Origin of the sequence: Paenibacillus urinalis, assembly GCF_028747985.1 — a bacterium.
In the GTDB taxonomy this organism is placed as follows: domain Bacteria; phylum Bacillota; class Bacilli; order Paenibacillales; family Paenibacillaceae; genus Paenibacillus; species Paenibacillus urinalis.
Genome location: NZ_CP118108.1, coordinates 1,772,710 through 1,795,617 on the forward strand (window position 1 = coordinate 1,772,710; position 22,908 = coordinate 1,795,617).

Annotated in this window: 20 protein-coding genes; all 20 read left to right on the plus strand. The window is 45.9% G+C overall.

The window, feature by feature from the left end:
• Positions 1–145 precede the first annotated feature (145 nt).
• The 20 genes from PUW25_RS08145 (at position 146) to PUW25_RS08245 (ending at position 22,870) form a co-directional block, all read left to right on the plus strand.
• A complete protein-coding gene (locus tag PUW25_RS08145; protein ID WP_047910230.1) occupies positions 146–1,012 on the plus strand; it encodes an SDR family oxidoreductase in 867 nt (288 codons plus the stop codon).
• A 178-nt stretch (positions 1,013–1,190) separates the two neighbouring features.
• Positions 1,191–2,165, plus strand: a complete 975-nt coding sequence (locus tag PUW25_RS08150; RefSeq protein WP_047909918.1) for a bile acid:sodium symporter family protein — start codon at positions 1,191–1,193, stop codon at positions 2,163–2,165.
• Between the two features lie 217 nt (positions 2,166–2,382).
• Positions 2,383–4,200, plus strand: coding sequence for a two-component system histidine kinase PnpS (pnpS, locus tag PUW25_RS08155; protein ID WP_047909917.1), 1,818 nt, complete (start codon positions 2,383–2,385; stop codon positions 4,198–4,200).
• Between the two features lie 87 nt (positions 4,201–4,287).
• Positions 4,288–5,010: a response regulator transcription factor gene (locus PUW25_RS08160; protein ID WP_047909916.1), complete on the plus strand. Its 723-nt coding sequence runs from the start codon at positions 4,288–4,290 to the stop codon at positions 5,008–5,010.
• A 109-nt stretch (positions 5,011–5,119) separates the two neighbouring features.
• A complete protein-coding gene (locus tag PUW25_RS08165) occupies positions 5,120–6,190 on the plus strand; it encodes a methyl-accepting chemotaxis protein (RefSeq protein ID WP_274336881.1) in 1,071 nt (356 codons plus the stop codon).
• A 167-nt stretch (positions 6,191–6,357) separates the two neighbouring features.
• A complete protein-coding gene (pstB, locus tag PUW25_RS08170) occupies positions 6,358–7,116 on the plus strand; it encodes a phosphate ABC transporter ATP-binding protein PstB (RefSeq protein ID WP_274336882.1) in 759 nt (252 codons plus the stop codon).
• 50 nt (positions 7,117–7,166) lie between these two features.
• On the plus strand, positions 7,167–7,826 hold the full coding sequence (gene phoU, locus PUW25_RS08175) for a phosphate signaling complex protein PhoU (RefSeq protein WP_274336883.1): 660 nt from the start codon (positions 7,167–7,169) through the stop codon (positions 7,824–7,826).
• 221 nt (positions 7,827–8,047) lie between these two features.
• A complete protein-coding gene (locus PUW25_RS08180; protein WP_047909912.1) occupies positions 8,048–9,205 on the plus strand; it encodes a betaine/proline/choline family ABC transporter ATP-binding protein in 1,158 nt (385 codons plus the stop codon).
• Positions 9,192–9,866: an ABC transporter permease gene (locus PUW25_RS08185; RefSeq protein ID WP_047909911.1), complete on the plus strand. Its 675-nt coding sequence runs from the start codon at positions 9,192–9,194 to the stop codon at positions 9,864–9,866. Before PUW25_RS08180 ends, PUW25_RS08185 begins: the two co-directional genes overlap by 14 nt.
• A gap of 63 nt (positions 9,867–9,929) precedes the next feature.
• Positions 9,930–11,525: a glycine betaine ABC transporter substrate-binding protein gene (locus tag PUW25_RS27490; protein ID WP_081872159.1), complete on the plus strand. Its 1,596-nt coding sequence runs from the start codon at positions 9,930–9,932 to the stop codon at positions 11,523–11,525.
• 133 nt (positions 11,526–11,658) lie between these two features.
• Positions 11,659–12,783 (plus strand): GntR family transcriptional regulator, encoded by a 1,125-nt coding sequence (locus PUW25_RS08200; protein WP_052511682.1) that lies wholly within the window; start codon positions 11,659–11,661, stop codon positions 12,781–12,783.
• Between the two features lie 216 nt (positions 12,784–12,999).
• Entirely contained in the window at positions 13,000–14,298 is a 1,299-nt protein-coding gene (locus PUW25_RS08205; RefSeq protein ID WP_047909909.1) for an ABC transporter substrate-binding protein, read from the plus strand.
• A gap of 69 nt (positions 14,299–14,367) precedes the next feature.
• The gene (locus PUW25_RS08210) at positions 14,368–15,303 is read left to right on the plus strand and encodes a carbohydrate ABC transporter permease (RefSeq protein ID WP_238546261.1); all 936 of its coding nucleotides are present in this window, start codon (positions 14,368–14,370) and stop codon (positions 15,301–15,303) included.
• 11 nt (positions 15,304–15,314) lie between these two features.
• On the plus strand, positions 15,315–16,151 hold the full coding sequence (locus PUW25_RS08215; RefSeq protein WP_047909908.1) for a carbohydrate ABC transporter permease: 837 nt from the start codon (positions 15,315–15,317) through the stop codon (positions 16,149–16,151).
• A 14-nt stretch (positions 16,152–16,165) separates the two neighbouring features.
• On the plus strand, positions 16,166–17,167 hold the full coding sequence (locus PUW25_RS08220) for a Gfo/Idh/MocA family protein (RefSeq protein WP_047909907.1): 1,002 nt from the start codon (positions 16,166–16,168) through the stop codon (positions 17,165–17,167).
• Positions 17,168–17,292: 125 nt separating this feature from the next.
• Entirely contained in the window at positions 17,293–19,953 is a 2,661-nt protein-coding gene (polA, locus tag PUW25_RS08225) for a DNA polymerase I (protein WP_047909906.1), read from the plus strand.
• A gap of 63 nt (positions 19,954–20,016) precedes the next feature.
• On the plus strand, positions 20,017–20,847 hold the full coding sequence (gene mutM, locus PUW25_RS08230; RefSeq protein WP_047909905.1) for a DNA-formamidopyrimidine glycosylase: 831 nt from the start codon (positions 20,017–20,019) through the stop codon (positions 20,845–20,847).
• A gap of 149 nt (positions 20,848–20,996) precedes the next feature.
• Positions 20,997–21,704 carry an MntP/YtaF family protein gene (locus PUW25_RS08235; protein WP_337999926.1) on the plus strand — a complete coding sequence of 236 codons (708 nt, stop codon included), beginning with the start codon at positions 20,997–20,999 and terminating at the stop codon, positions 21,702–21,704.
• A gap of 9 nt (positions 21,705–21,713) precedes the next feature.
• Positions 21,714–22,310, plus strand: coding sequence for a dephospho-CoA kinase (gene coaE / locus PUW25_RS08240; RefSeq protein ID WP_047909904.1), 597 nt, complete (start codon positions 21,714–21,716; stop codon positions 22,308–22,310).
• Positions 22,307–22,870 carry a lytic transglycosylase domain-containing protein gene (locus tag PUW25_RS08245; protein ID WP_047909903.1) on the plus strand — a complete coding sequence of 188 codons (564 nt, stop codon included), beginning with the start codon at positions 22,307–22,309 and terminating at the stop codon, positions 22,868–22,870. The genes coaE and PUW25_RS08245 overlap by 4 nt, the downstream gene beginning before the upstream one ends.
• Positions 22,871–22,908 lie beyond the last annotated feature (38 nt).

Consider the following 22,908-nt stretch of genomic DNA (forward strand, 5'->3'; position numbering starts at 1 on the left):
AAGAGAGGGTAAATCCATATTGAGTAGGATGAGATATTTATTGAGTATGGGCTGTCACTGAATCGTTAGGAATAATGAGGAGGGGAACAGCCATCCTAAACCTGTTAATGAAATGAAAATTGACGTTCGAAAGGAGAAATCAGAAATGGGACAGAATCAAGTGAATCAAACTTTGCCTCCACAGCATCAGAATCAGCAGCCGGGAATCGAATCGGAAATGTTTCCTAGACCGGAATTCGAATCTGAACAATACAAGGCAGCAGGGAAGCTCACAGGGAAGACAGCGCTTATCACAGGCGGTGACAGCGGTATAGGCCGTGCTGTGGCAGTGACTTTTGCCAAGGAAGGTGCCGATGTAGCCATCGTATATTTGAATGAACACGGTGATGCAGAGGAAACGAAGCGCCAGGTTGAGCAGGAAGGCAGAAAGTGTATCCTGATCGCTGGAGATGTAGGTGATCCGGCCTTCTGCCAGCAAGCGGTACAGCAAACGGTAGAGGAATTGGGACAACTGAATGTATTAGTCAATAATGCAGCTGAACAGCATCCTCAGCAAAGCTTTGAGGATATTACGGATGAACAGCTTGAGAAGACATTCCGTACCAACATCTTCAGCATGTTCTATTTGACTAGAGCGGCAATGCCTCACTTAAAAGGTGGGAGTTCAATTATCAATACGACCTCAATCACGGCATATCGCGGCAGCCCGACACTCATAGACTATTCCTCGACGAAGGGAGCCATCACTTCCTTCACACGTTCCTTATCTATGCATTTGGCAGAGAAAGGAATTCGAGTCAATGCCGTTGCTCCAGGACCAATCTGGACTCCGCTTATTCCGGCTACCTTTGATGAGCAGAAGGTAAGTGAATTTGGAGCAACTCAGCCGATGAAGCGTCCAGGTCAGCCGGAAGAATTGGCACCTGCATATGTATATTTAGCAACCAGCGACTCTTCTTATGTAACAGGCCAAGTTATCCATGTAAATGGCGGCGAAGTGGTCAACGGTTAATAGGTTTCTAATACGTAAAGCTCTGTACAGTATAAATACACTGTACAGAGCTTTTTTTGTATTCTTATATTCAATTAGATTTTACATAAAGAACGAAAATGAGCTGGTAATCTATGATATGATCAATTAAAACTGAACATGAATTTACATAAGTTACATAGAGAGGATCTGTTGCAGCATGAGGCTACTGTCACTGCGCTTTACTGCAGGTTTTGAAAAATACATGTTTATCATTATGCCGCTAACATTATTACTAGGCGTTATGCTGTCGGACCAGCTGATATCCTATGTATCATGGGCTCCTTACCTGTTTGGCTACGTTACTTTTGTTATGGCCATTGGGTGTGGTGTTCGTCACTTGAAGAAGGTGGTACAGCGCCCGGCCGTCATGGTTGTTACACTATTGCTGTCACATGTGCTGGCTCCTTTGATAGCCTATTTTATGGGCACATTGTTATTTGGTGCTTCATCGGGGTATACAATTGGACTCGTTCTATTTACGATCATACCTCTTGGTGTATCCTCGGTCTTGTGGGTGTCAATGTCTTATGGAAGTGTGCCTCTGATGCTTGCGATGGTCGTGCTGGATTCAGCTCTAAGTCCACTGGTTGTTCCAGGTCTGATCGAGTTGTTTTTTGGAGCAGAGGTTCAATTTGATACGCTTAGTTTGATCAAGGATTTGATGCTCATTATTGTGGTGCCGACGATTTTGGGTGTCATTGTATATGAACTGTCTAAAGGAAAATTTAAAGAATGGTCCGCCCCGATTACTGCTCCAATATCCAAATTTTGCTTTATGGCCGTTGTTCTGCTCAACGCGGCAGCTATTGCACCTCATGTGCGCAGTTTAGATTCAAGTGTAATCATGGCGATCATATCCATTACGTTTATCGTTGCTCTGTGCTACATCATCGGTTTTGCCGGCTCCTTCTTATTGCCCTATGTTTCCCGGGAAATAAGCGTAACGATGTCTTATGCCTCTGGTATGCGGAATATATCACTCGGTCTTGTACTCGCTATGGGTTATTTTTCACCGGAAGCAGCCATACCTGTAGTACTCGGCATCTTAATTCAACAGCCCTTAGCCACGGTGCAGCATGCTGTACTCAAGCGTTTTGCTCCTGTGAAAGACAAGCGTCTTGCTGCGAGGTGACATAGGTTCTTATATTGGAAGTAAATATTAGTGTGGAACTTAATTATAGGGGGAAGCACATTGTAAATGTTCAGTCCCCATTAATTTAGCCAATGGATGAATATCTATGGGCTTTCTATACACAAGATTAATTATTATTATACGAATCAATTCGTCTTATTGAAGCAGCTAAAGGTAATATGAAATTGATTCATACAAAGGATGATTACTAGCATTTATGAAAAATTTTCGATTCAGACTCACAATGATCATCATGGTGCTGATTGGACTCTCTGTACTGTCCTCTGGTTTGGCTTTGGGTCAAGTATTTAAAGACCTGCATATCCAATCTCAGGAAGAAAATATGGTTAGAGAGATTAATCTGCTTCATTCTACATTTGACTTTAAAGACACTTCACTAGACAAGAATGAAGTCGTTGCATACTACACGCAGCAGGCCGAGTTACTGGAGCGCTTAACCGACTCCCGAACGACGTTCATTTTGAAGGATGGAACCGTTATTGGAGATTCAGAGTATGCTGCTGACGAGATGGACAATCATCTTAATCGTGAAGAGATACAAACAGCGAATGATCATGATTCACCTTACGGCCGTTCCATCAGGACGAGTGATACACTGTCACAAAAAATGCTGTATGTTGCACTGCCAGTCACATCCCCTGACCAACATTTTGATGGATACATCCGACTATCCCTAAGCTTGGACTCGGTTGATGAAGGACTTGCAAGAGGCTGGTATTTAATGGGGTTAACACTTCTTGCCCTTTATATCATTGCGGCGATCGTCTGTTACAGAGTAGCTAGAGGCTTAACGCAGCCAATTGAGCATATAACCAAAGTAGCGAATCAGATTTCGAATCTTGATTACGATGCGAGAGTCAAATTTACCCGGAATGATGAGATAGGACAGCTAGGGAATGCCATTAATGGAATGGCTGACAGCCTGCAGGCCCAGCTGAAGTTGATTCGTGACAATGAGGATTTGGTGCAGAGTGTGATGACCAACATGGCTGGCGGTATTTTGATGATTGATGCGAATCAGAATATTGCGGTGCTGAACAGAGAGAGCCATCGCATGCTGGGGCTGCATCCCGATCGTGTAACCGGAAAGCCGTACCATGAATTAAAACGTCACTATGAACTGACGAAGATTGTGGAGACAAGCATTTTGCAGCGAAGTAAAGTGCATGACGAAGTGCGAATCTACAGCCCGGACGAAATTATCGTTCGCATTGACGGTGTACCGATGTATGAGAATGATGGAAGCTATCGGGGAATGCTCTTCCTGCTTCAGGATATTACAGCCATTCGCAGACTGGAGAACATGCGCAGCGAATTTGTCGCGAATGTATCTCATGAGCTGAAGACGCCGGTTGCCGCTGTTAAAGGTTTTGCGGAGACGCTGCTGAGCGGGGGAGTTAGAGATGAAGAAACAACAAGGTCCTTCCTGCAGATTATCTATGATGAAGGGGACAGGCTGAATCGCTTAATAAGTGACATATTGGATCTGTCTAAGATTGAATCAAAGCGAGCGACACTGGATTGCTCACCTGTACATCTCATGCCTTTTTTTGAAATGATAACAGGAACACTGGGCAATGCCGCAGAGAAGAAGCAGATTCGATTAATTCTGGATGTGCCGGAAGAATTGTTCATCGAAGCAGATGAGGATAAATTGAAGCAAATCTTCTTGAATCTGGTCAGCAACGGAATTAATTATACTCTGGATGGCGGCAGGGTTAAGATTACAGCTCAGATCAGCAAGGATGAGGAGCATATCATCTTCCAGGTGAGTGATACAGGTATAGGTATTCCGAAAAGTGATCTGCCTCGCGTATTCGAACGTTTTTATCGGGTGGACAAAGGCAGGTCCCGTAATTCGGGCGGAACAGGGCTTGGTCTCTCCATTGTGAAGCACTTGGTGGAGCTTCATCATGGACAGCTCGCTGTCGAGAGTGAGCTTGGAACGGGGACCACCTTTACCGTAACTCTGCCTATGCTGCAGGATTCTGTCGAAGAAGCAGAGGAAGATTAAGCATCAGGTCGTATTTTTACACAACGATAACAAAAGAGTGCTATGATATGAGCAGATTTAACATAAAGAAAGCAGGGGATATATACGATGGCACAACGATTGCTTGTTATAGAAGATGAACCTACACTTGCTAGATTGCTTTCCTACAATCTTACCCAAGAGGGCCATGACGTGACGGTGGAGGATCATGGTTCCGCTGGTTACAATAGAGCTTCTTCACAAGAATTTGATCTCATACTGCTTGATTTAATGCTGCCAGGGATGAACGGATTAGAGATACTCAGTAAATTAAGATCCTCGGGTGTGAAGACACCCGTTATTATTCTGACGGCCAAGAACGGTGAGAATGAAGTCGTTCAGGGTCTTAAGCTCGGAGCTGATGATTATATAACGAAGCCATTCGGGGTATCCGAACTCTTAGCTCGCGTAGATGCCGTGCTCAGAAGAGTTACCGGTGTTGAAGAGACACGCACAGTCGAGAAGGAAGATGATTCCCGTATTGTTCTTGGTGAGCTGGAGATTTATCCGGAGAAATATGAAGTCCTCCTGAGCGGACAATCCATCAACTTGCGGCCAAAAGAGTTTGAGGTGCTGTTATATCTGGCCAAGAAGCCGGGTGTAGTCCTCACTCGGGATGATTTGATGAATGCGGTATGGGGGTTTGATTATATCGGAGGTCAGCGTACCGTGGATGTCCATGTCAGCTCTCTTCGCAAGAAGCTTGAACTGGACCCGGAGACGGTGCATATCGATTCAATTCGCGGTGTAGGGTACAAGCTTGTTGCCGGGAAGAAAAAAGTGCATCAATAAAATAAATCACAACATTTAATTTTACATTCCCTTTACAAAATACAAGATCATCCTTCATCACATTTATATAAAATGAGCCTTTAGAACTAATTCTAAAGGGGTAGTTACGATGAAAAAAGATCTGGAAGCTGTGGCCTATTGCCGCCAAATGCCGATGGTACCGCAAGATATGACAGGAAAGTCATTGTTTGCGATGATGAAGCAGGATGAAACGCTCTCTTGTGTTGTCATTGGAGATCAGAATGATTCGATCGTAGGACTGATTATGCGGGATACGGTGTTTCAAAAGTATGCGAACCGATTTGCTGCTGAACTGTATGATCACAGATCCGTTGTATCTTTTATGACAGAGCATCCATTAATATTAAGCATCCAGCTGTCTGCCGAAGAGATCGTAGATCAGGCAGTAGACCGAGAGGACGAATCTTTTTATCATTGTGTCATTATGCATGAAGAAGGGCGTTACGTGGGTGTTCTTACAGTTCGTGATTTAATGAACATGTCAAGAGATATTCAAAAGATCGCTAGAAGGTCCCGAACAGAGGTTATCGAGCATAGTCAATCTAAACTGCAAGAAGTGGATACTGCCGTTCAGAAAGTAAGACAGGCTGTACTGAAAAATACAGAGGGGATTGCACAATTGAACCAGCTGACGGAGAAGGGTAGTGTTTCACTAAGGCACATCCAGGAATCCTATCGTTCAGTTCTGGATCAGACCAAGGCTCAGCGCTCACAAGCAGAGGAACAGATGGTTAAGGTCAGCGATATATCTAATTTTACTTCTTCCATTCGCGAGCTCGCAGAGAGCAGTCATTTGCTGGCGATTAACGCCTCCATTGAGGCGGCACATGCCAAGGAATATGGCAGATCTTTTCGCGTCATTGCAGATGAGGTTAGGAAGCTGTCGGGTCAGACAGGAACGCTTGCCGATCAAATCACTGAATTATTAAACCTCATCAGAGACAAAATACATCTGACCGCTCTTATTGCAAAAGAAAGCGCAGCTGAAATCGCCTCAAGCTCTGAAGATATTGCTCTTGGTAATGAAGCTTATGACTCTGTTCAGTCTACGACGAGGGAAATGTCTCGTACAAGTGAGGAGATTCTGGCTTCAATATCCGATGCTGCTCATGTAACAGAGATGGTCCACAAAACGCTCACATCGCTTGCTGCTGAATGATTAGTCAGAAAAGTGATAGACGTAAGTGAGACTATATTTTACATAGCGTTAACAATTGTTTATACAGCCTTAACAATAATTTGATACAATTAAGCAGTTTCTGACGACTATATTCATGAGTTTTTGTATTTCTTATTTTGTTAGGCAGTAAAGGAGATAGCATACGGATGAACACTACCATGATTGATATAAAGAATCTAAATTTATTCTACGAATCCTTTCATGCTTTGAAAAACGTAAATCTGGATATTCCACGGAACACGGTTACGGCATTCATTGGACCATCGGGATGCGGTAAATCAACGCTTCTGCGTACGTTAAATCGAATGAATGATATGATTACGGGAACCCGCATTGAAGGAATTGTTGAGCTCGATGGCAAAAATATATACGGTGAGGATCTGCCTGTAGAGAACCTTCGGAAGCAGGTTGGCATGGTATTCCAGCAGCCCAATCCATTTCCTAAATCGATCTATGACAATATCGCTTATGGGCCTCGACTTCATGGAACAACAGACAAGAAGGTCCTTGATGAGCTCGTAGAACAGAGCTTGAGACAAGCAGCCTTATGGGATGAAGTGAAGGATTATCTCAAAAGATCTGCACTCTCTCTGTCGGGAGGCCAGCAGCAGCGTCTCTGTATTGCGAGAGCACTTGCGGTTCAGCCGGAAGTGCTCCTGATGGATGAAGCGACTTCCGCGCTTGATCCCATCTCTACACTCAAGATTGAAGAGCTGGTGCAGGAGCTCCAAGAGAAATATACCATTGTGATGGTAACGCACAATATGCACCAGGCGGCACGTGTATCGGGCAAAACGGTATTTTTCCTCAATGGGGAAGTGATTGAAGCGCAGGATACGAATGAAATCTTCTCTAACCCGCAGGATTCCAGAACAGAAGATTACGTATCAGGGCGTTTTGGTTAAGTAATATTTGTACCAGCTCAGCTTGACTCATCCAAGGGAGGAACTGCAGTATGATTCGTAGAAAAAGTTTTGATCGTGAACTGAATGAACTCCGTGATTTGCTGCTTCAGATGGCAGAGCACGTAAATAAGGCATTAGTGGATTCTATTACAAGCTTGAAAACCTCGGATCAAGGGCTGGCGCAAAAGATAGTAAGCGAAGACGTGGAACTGAACGCCATGGAAGAACGCATCATGGATATCGGCACCAAATTGATTATTACACAGCAGCCTGTAGCAAAGGACCTTCGCAGAATTATCGTTGCCTTCAAAATTTCCAGTGATCTTGAAAGAATGGGTGATCTGGCACTGGATGTTGCGAAAGTGACCATGCGTCTAGAAGGTCAGAATCTAATTAAACCGCTGATTGATATTCCTCAAATGGCGGATATCGTAAAAGTGATGATCGACGAATCCATTCAGTCTTATCTTGAAGAGAATTCAGATTTGGCGTATCAAATGGCTAAGAGAGATGATGGCGTAGATCAATTGTACAGTCGAATTATTACGGATCTATACAGCTACATGTCTGATCATCCACAGGAAGCTTCCCAAGTGATGCTGCTGATGCTTGTAGGAAGATATATTGAACGAATTGGAGACCATGCAACCAATATCGGCGAAAGCACCGTATATTTGGTTACCGGCAAGCGTCCAGACCTAAATCAATAAGAAACAAAGAACAGATTTATACCGAAAAAAAGTTTTTTCAACTTTTTCGGATAAATCTGTTTTTTTATGCTCAAAATTGGGTAATAATACTTTGTCACTTAAGCAACTCACCAAGCAAATGGATATAGCGGTTAATACTTGAGTCCGTTATACAACGGCTCTTTTTGTTATTTGCGAGACAATGAATAAGGTGAGTAATTCTGAATAGGGGGAACGTATTTGTGATTGAATTCAAAGGTGTTAAGAAAGTGTATGATGATGGCTTCGAGGCATTAAAAGGGATAAACCTTGAAATCAAGCGAGGCGAAATAACGGTATTTATCGGACCTTCGGGATGTGGGAAAACGACGACGATGAGAATGATTAACCGATTGAATGTACCTTCACACGGGCAGATTCTAATCAATGGCGATGATATTTCCAAGATGGATGCGGTTGAGCTTAGACGGAAGATCGGATATGTCATTCAAAGTGTAGGTCTGTTCCCGAATATGACAATTGCAAAAAATGTCGGGGTTGTACCTCGTCTGCAGAAATGGGATAAGGAAAAAATCGATAGCCGAGTGAATGAACTGATGAACCAGGTTAGGCTAAGTCCTGAGACATTTGGAAATCGTTATCCTTCAGAGCTCAGCGGAGGTCAACAGCAGCGGATAGGAGTTATTCGTGCTCTTGCTGCTGATCCGGACATTATCCTCTTAGATGAACCATTCAGTGCCTTGGACCCCATCAGTCGTGAAGAGCTCCAGGATGAACTCATCCGACTGCAGACAGAGGTCAAGAAGACGATTGTGTTCGTTACGCATGATATGGACGAAGCGATTAAGCTTGCGGATACCATTGTGCTTATGAAGGATGGTCAGATTGAACAGGTCGGGACACCGGACCAAATCTTGCGTCATCCTGCGAGTCCTTTTGTCGAAAGCTTCATTGGTAAGAACCGGATGATCTCAAATAATGACAGTGACTTCCCGAATGTTGAGGAGGTCATGATCGATAATCCTGCTACCGCATTCCCGACCCGGGGAATTGCTGAATCTGTAACGATCCTTCAAAGACGCAAGGTTGACTCCCTCGTTATTGTCGACAAATCCAAGCGTCTCCTCGGTACGGTTACGATCTATCAATTAATCAAGCATTACCGTGAGGAAGATAAGAAGATTGCGGATATTATGACTCCTGTAGAGCATGTGGTGCAGCGTGGAACTTCGGTTACGACCGCGCTGGCGATTCTGAATGAGCATCATTTATCCAATCTGCCTGTGGTAGATGAGCATGGACAATTCCTTGGTCTCATTACAAGGGGGAGCGTGGTGAGACTGCTGGCGGATGTGTATACTCCGGATACAGAGGAGGCAGATGCCAATGCAAATCTTTGATGCGATAGCGAATTTCTTTGTATTTGTAGGTGAGCGATACCCTGATATCCTCAGTGCTGCAGGACAGCATGCGCTCATTGCGCTGATTGCAACACTGCTCGGGATTGTGGTCGCCATTCCAGTCGCAATCATGATATCAAGAAGCGAGATCAAATGGCTCAACTCGATTGTGTTTAGCGTAGCTAATCTGTTTCAGACGATACCAAGTCTGGCACTGCTCGCACTGATGATTCCGCTCTTCGGCATTGGAATGACACCCGCGGTTATCGCGTTGTTTCTGTATTCCCTACTGCCCTTGCTGCGGAATACTTACGCGGGCTTACAATCTGTAGACCCAGCACTCCGGGACGCATCGAAGGGAATGGGCTATAGCAGACTTCAGAGCTTATTCCAGATCGAGCTCCCTTTAGCTGTTCCATACATCATGTCAGGAATCCGAATTACGACCGTTTATATTATCAGTTGGACCACCCTTGCAGGCCTTGTTGGAGCCGGTGGCCTTGGCCAATTAATTGTGTCAGGTCTAGGCGTGAATAAGACGGAGCTGATTGTAGCAGGTGCCATTTCGGCCATTCTTTTTGCATTGCTGGCTGACCTCGTGTTAAGCCTTGTCGAGAAAGCATTCACACCAAAAAAGAATAGTGCCAAAGCGAATGCATAAGAACGCTGCATCAGCAGGAAGTTCACACTTCAAAGCCATGAAGAAAGAGGGAGATACGGAAATATGAGAGCATTAAATCAGAAATGGTTCAAAACGATACGGTCGTTGTTCACGCTGGTCTTGGTTCTTACGTTATTCACAGTAAGCGTTCCAACCAAGGCTGCCGCAGCAGATGTCACCATAGGAACCCAGACATTTACCGAAACGAAGATACTTGCCGAAATGTATAAGGCGTTAATTGAAGATCGAACCGATCTAACTGTAGATATTAAAACGGACCTCGCTGCCTCCAGTGTTGTTCTCCGTTCCATCGCCCAGGGCGAAGTGGATATGGGTACACTGTACTCAGGAGAAATATTTAATGGATATTTTGAAATCGAAGACACCAAGGACCGGGCAGCGGTGCTGAGACAGGCACAAGAAGGCTTTGACGAATTGTATAATTTGAAATGGTATGATCCGCTTGGGTTCGAAAATACGTATACCTTGGCTGTAAGACCAGAGGTAGCTGAACAATATGGTTTAAGTACAATGTCCGATCTCAAAGAGCACGCAGGGAATATGAGTATCGGTGTGGATACAACCTGGCTGGAACGTCCTGCTGACGGTTATCCGGCCTTTACGAAGGAATATGGCTATACATTCGCATCGACTTCACCTATGGAAATCTCGCTCGTATACCAAGCGGTAGCGGATAAGATTGTAGATGTCGTTCTTGCTTACACCACTGACCCGGGTCTGAAGGAGTTTAATCTCGTTACACTTGAGGACGACAAGCAATTCTTTCCGCCCTTTGATGCATCGACTGTTGTAAAAAAAGAGCTGCTCGCCGAATACCCTGAGCTCGATGAAACACTATCCTTATTGATTGGCACGATTGATGCCGACACAATGACGGATCTCAATTATCAGGTGGATGTTAACAAAATGGAGCCGAAAAATGTGGCTCTTATGTATTTGGTGGACCAAGGGCTGCTTGATGAATCCAAGCTTCCTGCGTCCGTGATGAACCCGGATGCGCCTCCACTGCAGAAGTTTGGATATTATTTAACAGAGAATGCATCCTATCTATGGAATATGACATGGATACACATTGTTATGGTGCTATGCGGACTCGGGCTTGCCCTTGTAGTTGGGATTCCGTTAGGTATTATAAGTGCCCGTTATCAGAGAACGGGACGAGTAATCATGTTCATCACGAATATTATCCAGGTGTTACCTAGCTTGGCGCTCCTTGCTCTTCTAATGGTGCTCGTTGGATTAGGCAATGCAACCGTAGTTGTCGGGTTGTTCCTATACAGCTTAAACCCGGTTGTTCGTAATACCTACGTTGGCCTATCCGAAGTCAATGCAGGCATTAAGGATGCGGGGAAAGGCATGGGGATGAGTCCGCTTCAGCTGCTGTGGAAGGTAGAAATGCCGCTATCACTGCCGTTTCTGATGGCGGGTTTACGTGTAGCAGCCGTCATTGCGATTGGTGTCGCAACGCTTGCACCGCTTATTGGCGGAGATGGACTGGGCCGTGAAATTTATGCAGGTCTGAACCAGCGTCACAATATTAAGATCCTGGCAGGGGCTATCCCCGCCGCATTGCTGGCCATTCTTGCGGATATCATTCTCGGAAGATTGTCGAATCGTTTTAAAATCGCTAAGTCTTAGGATATACCTTAGACCCATTATAGGTCCGTCACACTACGCATGTGACGGGCTTTTTCATGTAATAAACAAAATTGACGCTGCAAACCTAAGTTGATATAGTTGGTATATTATAAATTTTTGGAAGGAAATGTGTATGAACCAACCTTTATATCAACAAATTATTACATCTCTTCTAAATGAAATCGACACTGGCCGACTGCAGCCTGGCGATCAGGTTCCCTCAGAGAAAGAATTAACAGATCAATACCAGGTCAGTCGAATTACAGCAAAAAAAGCACTGGACCAGCTTGCAGAAGAAGGAGTTATTGTAAGAATTCGCGGCAAAGGATCGTATGTCAACGTTTCTGATGCTCTAGCTGACGAAGACGTTACAGGCAGAGAGGGGAAGGAGTTAAGAAGAGGTGACCGTTTGATTGGAGCGATCTTTCCAAGCTATACGGATGGTTATGGATTATTGCTGCAGTATGCGGTTGAGAAGACCATTGCTGAGCTCGGCGGTTCCCTCGTTATCAAGCGGAGCAATCACTCTGTAGAAGAGGAAGAAGCGGCGATTGACGCTCTATTGGATCTTCAGGTGGACGGCATTATTGTATTCCCTGCTGACAGCAGAGAGTATAATCAGCGGCTGCTCAAGATGATTCTGGATGAATTCCCTGTCGTAGTGGTAGATCGAAATTTGAAAGGGATCCAGGCCTGTACAGTACATACAGACAATAAAACCGCAGCCTACAAGCTCGCTGCTCATTTGCTGGAGTCAGGACATAAGCATATCGCTTTTATATCACCGGATCCTAACCGGACGTCAACACTTGAAGATCGGCTGGCCGGTTTTCAGCAAGCCTTCTTGGCCAGCGGGACGAGACTGTGTTCCGATTATTTGATAACAGACATTCCGAGTGGTTACTCGTGTAAATCAAGTGATACTCATTCTGGAGAGTACAGGCTGATGAAAAAGCTGCTTGAGGAGCATCCTCAAATTACGGCCTATGTATGTGCTGAGTATGAGATTGCGATTATTCTATATAAGCTGCTCGAATCCATGGGCTTACGTGTTCCGGAGGATTGCTCCATCGTCTGCTTCGATTGCCCGGATGATCCGTATGATCACTTGAACAGGCCAAGATTTACGCATATCCGGCAATATGAAGAGAAGATGGGAAGGACGGCAGTCGAGCTTTTGTTTGCACAAATTGAGAACAAGGAAGTTCCGAAGCTGACCTTGCTCGGATTTGAATTTAAGGAAGGGCGCTCTACATAAGAGCTGCTCTTTCTTTTTTTGCTGGGCTCTGTTTGGAATAAAAATATATTTATTCTTAATATTGCAAAATGAAGCAAGGTCTGATATTGTACTGTTTACAGATGACTTAAGTTGATATATACATTACATACTAACTTACCGGTCTTATTTTTTTATGAATGGTCGTAAGCGCTTACAGTTATCTGAACCAAAAATGGTAAAGGCGGTGTCAGAAGAATGGCTATAAAGAAAGGGTTCTGGAGCTTGAGCTTGCTTGTTCTGTTATTCAGCACAGTATTGTCAGGTTGTGCAGGTGGGGATGCTGACGGAGGCGGCTCAGCAGATCAAGAAGGAAAGACAACAATTACTTTTTGGCATTCGATGACAGAGTTGACGGGGGACGCCATAGCAGAAGTGATCAAGGCGTTCGAAGCAGAGCATACGGACATCAAGGTGAATTCGGTCTATATCGCCCAGCAGGGTGAAGGGAAGAACGAGAAGCTGCTTGCTGCGGTCGCGGGTGGAAATGCACCGGATGTGGCCTACTTTGACCGATTCGAAGTCGCTACTTGGGCGAATCAAGGCTCATTGACGGATTTAACCGAATTTGCGGCAAGGGATCAGATTACCGAGGATGGCTTCTACCCTTTTGCGTGGGAAGAAGCAAGCTATGATGGCAAGCTCTATGCGATGCCGACGTCGACAGATGCACGTCTTGTGTTCTATAACAAGGAGCATTTTGAACAGGCAGGGCTAGATCCTGAAGTGACGCCGAAGACCATCGAGGAGCTGGAGGCGGTAGCTGAGAAGCTTACAATCAAAGAAGGCAACCGGTTTAAGCAGATTGGCTTTATCCCTTGGTATGGGCAGGGATGGTTCTATGGCTGGGGATGGGCATTTGGGGGCGAATTCCTTGATGAGAACGGGAATGTAACCGCAGACCATCCGAAGAATATTGAAGCCCTTACCTGGATGGTGGATTACGCTAAAGAATATAACATTGAAGATATTGCTTCTTTTACAAGCTCTCAGGGAACCTCTACGATGGACCCTTTCTTCACCGGGCAATTGAGCATGCAAGTCTCAGGGCCATGGACTGTGTCACAGGCCAAGAAATTTAACCCTGATTTGAAGTATGGTGTGTTTCCGATGCCAACCCCTACAGGTGAGAATCACACGACCTGGTCCGGAGGATGGGCGACCGTCATGCCGAAGGGTTCGAAAAATCAGGATGCAGCGTGGGAATTCATGAAATTTTTATCCGGTGAGAAGGGTCAAGAAATCTTCAGCAGAATCAGTGGGGATTTTTCAATCAAGGATAAAGTGAATGAGCAGCTTGGGTACAAAGAGGATCCGATCTTTAAGGAATTCATTGATGTACTTCCCGTCTCCCATGCGCGTCCGGTTATGACACAAGGCTCTCTGTACTGGAACGAGCTGGCATCCGCAGTCGATCTGGCAACACGCGGCAAAGGAACGCCAGAAGAAGTGTTGAAGAAGGTTACCGATAATGTATCCAAGGCATTGAATGAATAATTTAGGTTCGTACGCTGCTGCACACCTATCATTCCTCACTTCACTCTAGTTGAACAGGAGGCGTAAATCTTGATTAAATCGGAACCGATCCGCACAGAGCATGTGAATATGAGACAAAAGGGCCGCAGACTGCATAGAGACAATATGTACGGCTGGCTGTTCGCTTCCCCTTGGGTTATCGGACTTCTCGTGTTCTTTGGGGCACCACTGGTCTCATCTCTATATTTCAGCCTAACCACATACAGCATCCTGCAGCCTGGTGAATTTGTAGGCTTCCAAAATTATGCATCTCTCATGAAGGACTCTGTGTTCTGGACATCCATCAACAATACCATTTACTTTGTCGTGTTTTTTGTTCCGCTCAGTATATTCTTTGGTGTGGCCTTAGCCATGCTGCTCAATATGAAGATTAGAGGAATGGCAGTTTACCGCACGATCTTCTTCCTGCCAACGCTGGTTCCGGCTGTCGCGATGGCTGTACTCTGGATGTGGCTGCTAAATCCTGGATTTGGTCTTGTCAACGGTATTCTGGACGGAATGGGGATACAAGGCCCGGCATGGCTCGGATCGGAGACCTGGTCCAAACCGTCACTGATCCTGATGTCTCTGTGGGGGATCGGTCAATCTATTGTGATCTATCTGGCAGGCCTGAATGATATTTCAAGTGACTATTATGAAGCAGCTGAGATTGATGGGGCAGGCTGGTTCAGCAAGGTGAAGAGTGTGACGCTGCCACTGCTCACCCCCGTTATTTTCTATAATCTGGTCATGGGTGTAATCAATGCGTTTCAGCAGTTTACGCTGCCCTACACACTAACGAATGGTCAGGGAACGCCAGCTGATTCCATGAAATTTTATGTGATGTATCTGTACGATAATGGATTCAAGTTCTTTAAGATGGGATATGCATCAGCGATGGCCTGGATCTTATTTATTATTGTGATGGTGCTTACAGCCGTAATCTTTGGTTCGTCCAAAAAATGGGTTCACTATCAAGGCGAATAGGGGGGATGGATATGACAGCCAAAACAGTACGTAATGTAAAACGAATCAGTGCCCATCTCTTTCTGCTTATTGCAGCTGTATTCTTTCTGGCCCCGTTTATCTGGATGGTGTCTACTTCACTGAAGCCGCTGGAACAGGTGTTCACTTTCCCGCCGGAATGGATTCCGAAGCCCTTCATGTGGAGCAATTATGTGGATGCCATGACCTACATTCCCTTCTTTACTTATTTAAAAAACACATTAATCATAACTGGCTTCAGCACGCTGGGCGTTGTCTTAACTTCGCCGCTGGTCGCTTACAGCTTCGCCAAGCTGCAGTGGAGAGGCAGCAAGACTTTATTCCTGATCACCATAGCCGTCATGATGATTCCTGGCCAGGTTACGATGATTCCGCTCTTTCTCTTGTTCGATAAGCTGAACTGGATTGGTACGCTGCTGCCATTGATCATCCCTGCTTTTTTCGGAGTTCCATTCTATATCTTTTTGCTGCGGCAATTTTTTATGGGATTACCTAACGAGCTGAAGGATGCTGCGAGAATCGATGGGGCCGGGGAGTTTCGGATTTACTGGCAGATTATGCTGCCTTTAGCCAAATCCGCTGTGCTGGCAGTCGGCTTGTTTCAGTTCATGGCGAGCTGGACGGATTTCATGGGACCACTGCTGTATCTGACCAATCCCGAGTCGTATACTTTATCGCTTGGATTGCAGCAGTTCCAAAGCCAGAAAGGGACGGAGTGGGGACTTATGATGGCGGTATCGACGATTATGACCGCGCCCATTATTATTTTGTTTTTCTTCCTGCAGAAAACATTTATTCAAGGGATTACCTTCAGTGGAATCAAAGGATAGGGGGATTATAGCAAATGCACAAAATTCGTTTTTTAATGATCGGAGTCGGAGGGATGGGAAGAGAGCATATACGCCGAATTCTTCAGCTCCCGGAAGCAGAAATTGCAGCGCTCGCAGATCCCAGTACGGCTGCACTAGATGGTGCTAAGGCTGATTTTCCCGAATTAGAGAAGACCGCCATTTATACGGACTATAAAGATGCACTAGCAAAGGAGAAGCTGGATGCGGCTGTCATCGTATCTCCCCATCGAATGCATTATGAGCAAGGAATGGATTGCCTTACGGCAGGACTGCATGTACTCATGGAAAAGCCTTTTGTAGATGGCGCAGCAAATGCAGAGGCAATTATTTCGCATGCGGCTGCCAGCGGCAAGCATCTTGCCGTAGCATATCAACGTCATTTATTAGGTCCTTATATGTATATGAAGCAATCCGTATCGCACGGAAGGTTGGGCAGCATTCAATTTGTGAGCGCATATCAGGCCCAGAGCTGGATGGTAGATCAGAAAGGCACCTGGCGGCAGAGCCTGGCTTTATCCTGCGGTGGTCAGCTGAACGATTCCGGCAGTCATTTGCTTGATGCCGTATTATGGATTACCGGATTGCGGCCGCTGCAGGTCTCAGCGGTGATTGACACAAGGCAGACCGAAGTCGATATCGATTCAGCAGTTACGATTCAGTTCGAGGGAGGAGCCATTGGCTCGTTCCATGTTGTAGGCAGCGCAAGCATTAAGTGGCAGGAGGACTTATCGATCCATGGAGATCAAGGTACATTGCTCTTCCGAAATGGCAGGCTGTATGAAGCTGTAGACGGTGAACCGGAAGTTCGGGAGGTACCACCAGAACGATGGCCGGAGTCCAGTAATCCGAATCATGATTTTGTTGAACTGCTGCTTGGAAGAATAGAGAGTGCTTCTGCACCAGCTGAGAGTGGGCTTTACATTGCAAAAGTGACGGAGGCCGCCATGATTAGCAGCGCTGGAAAAGGAATTCTGACACCTGTATCCATTGAATAAACAGGTTTTCACAAAAAACAAGTAATCAGAGACGTTATCACACTCGTCTGGTTGCTTGTTTTTTTTGGAACAGCCGTTCCCTTGTGTTATCATATAAACAGCAAAAACACAGTGTGAGGTGTCTAATGGAAAAGTTTATTTTAATAGATGGTAACAGCATTATTTATCGGGCGTTTTTTGCAATGCCGCCGCTGACGAATTCGAGCGGTCTACATACGAATGCAGTGTATGGATTCACAACGATGCTGCTAAGACTGCTGGAGGAGCATAAGCCGACTCATATGATGGTTGCTTTTGATGCAGGCAAGGTGACGTTCCGTCATGAAGGGTACGAGGAGTATAAAGGCGGTCGACAGAAGACTCCCCCTGAGCTGTCCGAACAATTCCCTGTGCTGAAGGACTTGCTGAGAGCTTTTGGCATTGCTCAATTTGAACTCGAAGGCTACGAGGCGGATGATATTATCGGTACCTTGACCAAACGCGCAGATGAGGCAGGACGGGAAGTGCTTGTCGTTACTGGAGACAAGGATATGCTGCAGCTTGCTTCCGAGCATGTCAATATTGCTCTCACTCGAAAAGGCGTTTCCGAGATCGAAGCCTATGGTCCGAAAGAGATTGAAGAGAAATATGGACTAACTCCGCTGCAAATTATTGATCTGAAAGGTCTGATGGGCGATGCATCAGATAATATTCCTGGGATTCCGGGCGTCGGAGAGAAGACTGCGCTGAAGCTCCTGCATCAATTCGGTTCGGTAGAGGCTGTTCTTGAACATACCAGTGAGCTGAAAGGGAAAATGAAGGAGAAGATTGAAACCCATGCGGACGATGCCAGGCTCAGTAAGAAGCTGGCTACAATCTATCGCGAGGTTCCGCTGGATCAATCCTGGGAAGACATGGTATTCGATGGACTGAAGGAAGAATCAGCAGCCCCGGCACTCGGTAAGCTTGAATTCAAGTCTCTGCTGGAACGCTTATCCTTTACTGTGAACCGGGTGAATGAGGATTCAGAAGACGCTCCGGAGGCTGTTCAACTGGACGTGGTCATTGTAACTGAAGATAACGCGAAGGAGCTCGCTTCGGCGCTGGAAGAAGTGAAGGTTGTTCACGTAGAAGCTCATGGGGACAACCCCCATCATGCAGAAATCATTGGAATCGTAATCTACACACAGGAGCGTTATTACTTCCTGACACCAGAAATACTGAGATCGGATGCTTGTATCCAAATCAGAGAATGGTTTGCTGATACGAATCAGCCGAAGCATGGATATGATCTGCACCGGGTAGATCTTGCTCTACATGCGAGCGGCATCGAATTCGCCGGAGCTGCCTTTGATGCTCACTTGGCAGGATATCTGCTTGATCCCACCGACAGCGATCAGACCCTGACAGGGCTTGCTGCCAAATACGCCCTGCCTCGACTTGCTTCCGATGAGGAAGTGCTGGGCAAGGGAGCAAAGTATAAGGTGCCAGATATTGAGGTTCTGGCCAATCACTTGTCCCGCAAGACAGCTTCACTGCAAGGGATCATCCCGCTTCAACAGAAGGACCTGGAGGAGACAGGGATGCATGAGCTGTTCTACGATTTGGAAATGCCGCTATCCAGAATACTGGCTGATATGGAGAAGCAGGGAATCAAGGCAAATATCAACGATCTGAAGGAGCTGGGCGCAGAGTTTGAGAAGACGATCCGCGGCTTGGTGGAGAAGATCTATGAAATCGCAGGTACGGAATTTAATCTGAACTCTCCGAAGCAATTGGGCGAGATTCTATTTGATAAGCTTGGGCTGCCTGTGATCAAGAAGACGAAGACAGGCTACTCGACGGGGGCTGACGTGCTGGAGAAGCTGGCTCCTTATCACGATATTGTGCAGTATATATTGGAATATCGTACGATTGCCAAGCTGCAATCCACATATATTGAGGGACTTCTTAAAGAAATTTCTCCGGAGACCAGCAAGGTCCATACCTATTATCGTCAGACCATCGCGGCTACAGGAAGGCTGAGCAGTCAGTATCCGAATCTGCAGAACATTCCGATTCGTCTTGAAGAAGGACGGAAGATTCGTAAAGTATTTGCACCTTCGGAGGAGAACTGGTACATTCTTGCTGCCGATTACTCGCAGATTGAACTGCGGGTTCTGGCTCATATCTCGGACGATGAGCGGCTCAAGGAAGCTTTTGTGCATGACATGGATATTCATACGAAGACAGCTATGGATGTATTCGGAGTGGACAAGGATGCCGTAGACAGTAATATGAGACGTTCAGCCAAAGCCGTCAATTTTGGTATCGTGTATGGAATCAGTGATTACGGCTTGTCACAAAATTTGAATATTACACGTAAAGAAGCAGCACAGTTTATTGAGCAATATTTTGCTGTATTCCAGGGCGTTCGCAAGTTCATGGATGATATTGTAAAAGAAGCAAGAAAAGACGGCTACGTAACGACTCTGATGGGTCGGCGCCGGTATCTGCCTGAGATCAATGCAAGTAACTTTAACCTGCGCTCTTTTGCAGAACGGACTGCAATGAATACACCAATTCAGGGCACAGCTGCAGACATCATCAAGCTTGCCATGGTTCAGATGGATGCTGCTCTTGCCAAGCAGGGACTGCAGAGCCGGATGCTGCTTCAGGTGCATGACGAACTTGTATTTGAAGTCCCTGAAGAGGAACTGGAAACGATGAAGAAGCTCGTTCCGGAAGTGATGGAACAAGCGCTCCAGCTGTCGGTTCCGCTCAAGGCAGAGGTTAGCTACGGAAGAAACTGGTACGAGGCGAAGTAATCTAATTTTGGGTTACAAGTCCGAACAAACTTCCGGTATAATGGTACGTGAGGTGAAGACATCATGCCGGAACTTCCGGAAGTAGAAACAGTCAGAAGAACATTAAATACACTTATTGTCGGAAAGTATATAGATCGCGTTACCGTACACCTGCCGCGTATTATTCAGCGGCCGGATGACATCGAAGCTTTTGCAATGGAGCTTGCAGGCCACACGATTCAAGGGGTAGAGCGCAGAGGCAAATTCCTGCGTATTATGCTTGACGGCCTCGTGCTTGTTTCTCATTTGCGAATGGAGGGCCGCTATGGGATGTATCAAGAGGGCGATCCACTTGAGAAGCATACCCATGTTGTGTTCCACTTCTCGGATGGAACAGAGCTGCGTTACAAGGATGTAAGACAATTTGGCACCATGCATCTGTTCAAGAACGGTGAGGATCTGGCGAATAAACCACTAATGAAGCTGGGTCTTGAGCCGCTTGATGAGGCTTTTACGCTTGAATCCTTCGTTAAGGTTATCGGAGCAAGAACAACGAAGATCAAGATTGCGCTGCTTAACCAGGAGTATGTGGTGGGAATCGGAAATATCTATGTAGATGAAGCATTGTTCAGAGCAGGAATACATCCTGAGCAGCCAGCGAATACACTTCGTGAAGAGCAGCTTGCTCTATTGCATCAGTCCATTATTGATACACTTCTTGAAGCGGTGCAAGCCGGAGGCTCATCCATCAAGTCCTATGTTAACGGACAGGGTGAGATGGGGATGTTTCAGCATCAGCTTAAGATCTATGGAAGAAAAGACGAGCCTTGTACGGAGTGCGGTACGATGATTGTCAAGAGTGTCGTCGGAGGTCGCGGTACCCATACCTGTCCTAAGTGTCAGGTTCTTGTTTAGTATGTCATAGAGAGCAAATGCATGAATAGGCACCCTTTAGACCAGGTTCCCATATACTGCTAGGGCAACGCAGTTAAGGCAAACATTCGCTACCTTTAAATTAGAAAAATGGGTAGATGTAACTTGAGCCGGACGGGGAGGAATGGAGGGTGCCTCATTTATTAACTCTGCTAATGCTCGCCTTTGCATTAAGCCTGGATGGATTTGGTATAGGTATTACATATGGTCTTCGAAAAATGAAAATACCTTGGCTGTCCATCGTCATTATATCGGTATGCTCGGGCCTTGTAATTGGACTGTCGATGCAGCTCGGTGTGCTGCTGTCGCACCTCGTATCTCCTGATGTTGCTTCATATATAGGAGCAATCATTCTTATAGGCATGGGTGCGTGGTCGCTTATTCAATCCCTGAGAGCATCTGCTCAGCCAGGGCAGGATGAGACTGTGAATGGCGCTTCTGTCACAGAGGAGCAAGAATGGGATGAAGACGAGCAGCATATAATGAAGGAATCGAAGAAGACGGTGTTTTTACTGGAAATTCAGAAGTGGGGCATCGTCATTCAAATATTGAAGAAACCTTCCGCTGCAGATATGGACGACTCTGGCAGTATTTCGGGATATGAAGCGATGTGGTTAGGTATTGCCCTGTCACTTGATGCATTTGGAGCAGGACTTGGTGCAGCCTTGCTTGGACTGCCTCCGCTGCTCACATCTGTGATGATCGCACTTTTCAGCGGTACATTTCTTGTGTTAGGGTTAAGAGCAGGATTTCGGTTTGCAAGTGCAAGCTGGATTCGTTCATTCACTGCTCTCCCAGCCGTGATGTTGATTATTATGGGTCTATTGAAGCTGATTTGAGGTGAACACATGAATATAGGACTTACAGGCGGGATTGCTACGGGGAAGAGCAGCGTCTCCAGGTATCTTGTGAGCCTCGGAGCCATTCTTATTGATGCCGATCAAATTGCCCGGGAAGTGATGCTTCCCGGGCACCCCGTGCTCGCTGCTGTGATTGAAAGATTTGGACAAGCTGTTCTGAATGAAGACGGAACGCTGCATCGAAAGAAGCTGGGCGAAATCGTATTTGGAAATTCTGCTGAATTGAAGGCGCTCAATGACATCACGCATCCTGCCATTCGTCAAGAGATGCGGGAGCGTATGCGGATGTTTGAGCAGGAACAGCCTGATAAGCTAGTTGTATCCGATATCCCCTTACTCTATGAGTCTGGATTGTCAGAGCAATTTGAACAGGTGATGGTGGTCTATGTCCCTGCCGAAATTCAGCTGAAGCGCCTGATGGAACGGGATGGAATCAGCGAATCGGATGCTATTAGCCGATTAAATGCACAAATGGATATCGAGGAGAAGAAGCGAAGGGCCGATATTGTGATCGACAACAGCGGAACGATGGAAGAAACGAAGGCGCAAATCTTAAAGTTTTGGCATGACAAGGGCTTATCATGAAGCTATTACGCAAAAAAAGAAGCCTGCTCGTTCTTTTCATTGCCTTTGTACTCTTGTTATTTTTAAATACGAACTGGATGTCATGGTTTTATCCTATCCATTATAAAGAACAAATTCGCACCCATTCAGAGAATTATGAGGTAGATCCGTTTTTAGTCGCCTCCATTATTCGAGTAGAATCCAACTACAAGCTGAGCAGGGAGTCCAAAAAAGGCGCAATCGGCTTAATGCAGCTCATGCCCGATACGGCCAATTGGATCCTGGAAACAGCAAGGCTGGACAATGTCACACTCGATGAACTGAAGCATGAGCCTGATGCCAACATTCAAATGGGAACCTGGTATCTGGATTATCTGTCAGACCATTTTGAAGGCAATCCCATAGCAGCAATTGCTGCCTACAATGCAGGCCAAGGGAATGTAGGAAGCTGGATCAAGGAAGGCAAATGGGACGGTCATCTGGACACTATTGGGGAAATTCCGATCGGTGAGACGAGACACTATGTTCAGCGGGTCGTTTACTATTATAATCAATACAAGGATATTTATAAGGAATTTTAGAATTCAGTGTGAATAGCAAAAGAAGCATTGGACAGGCT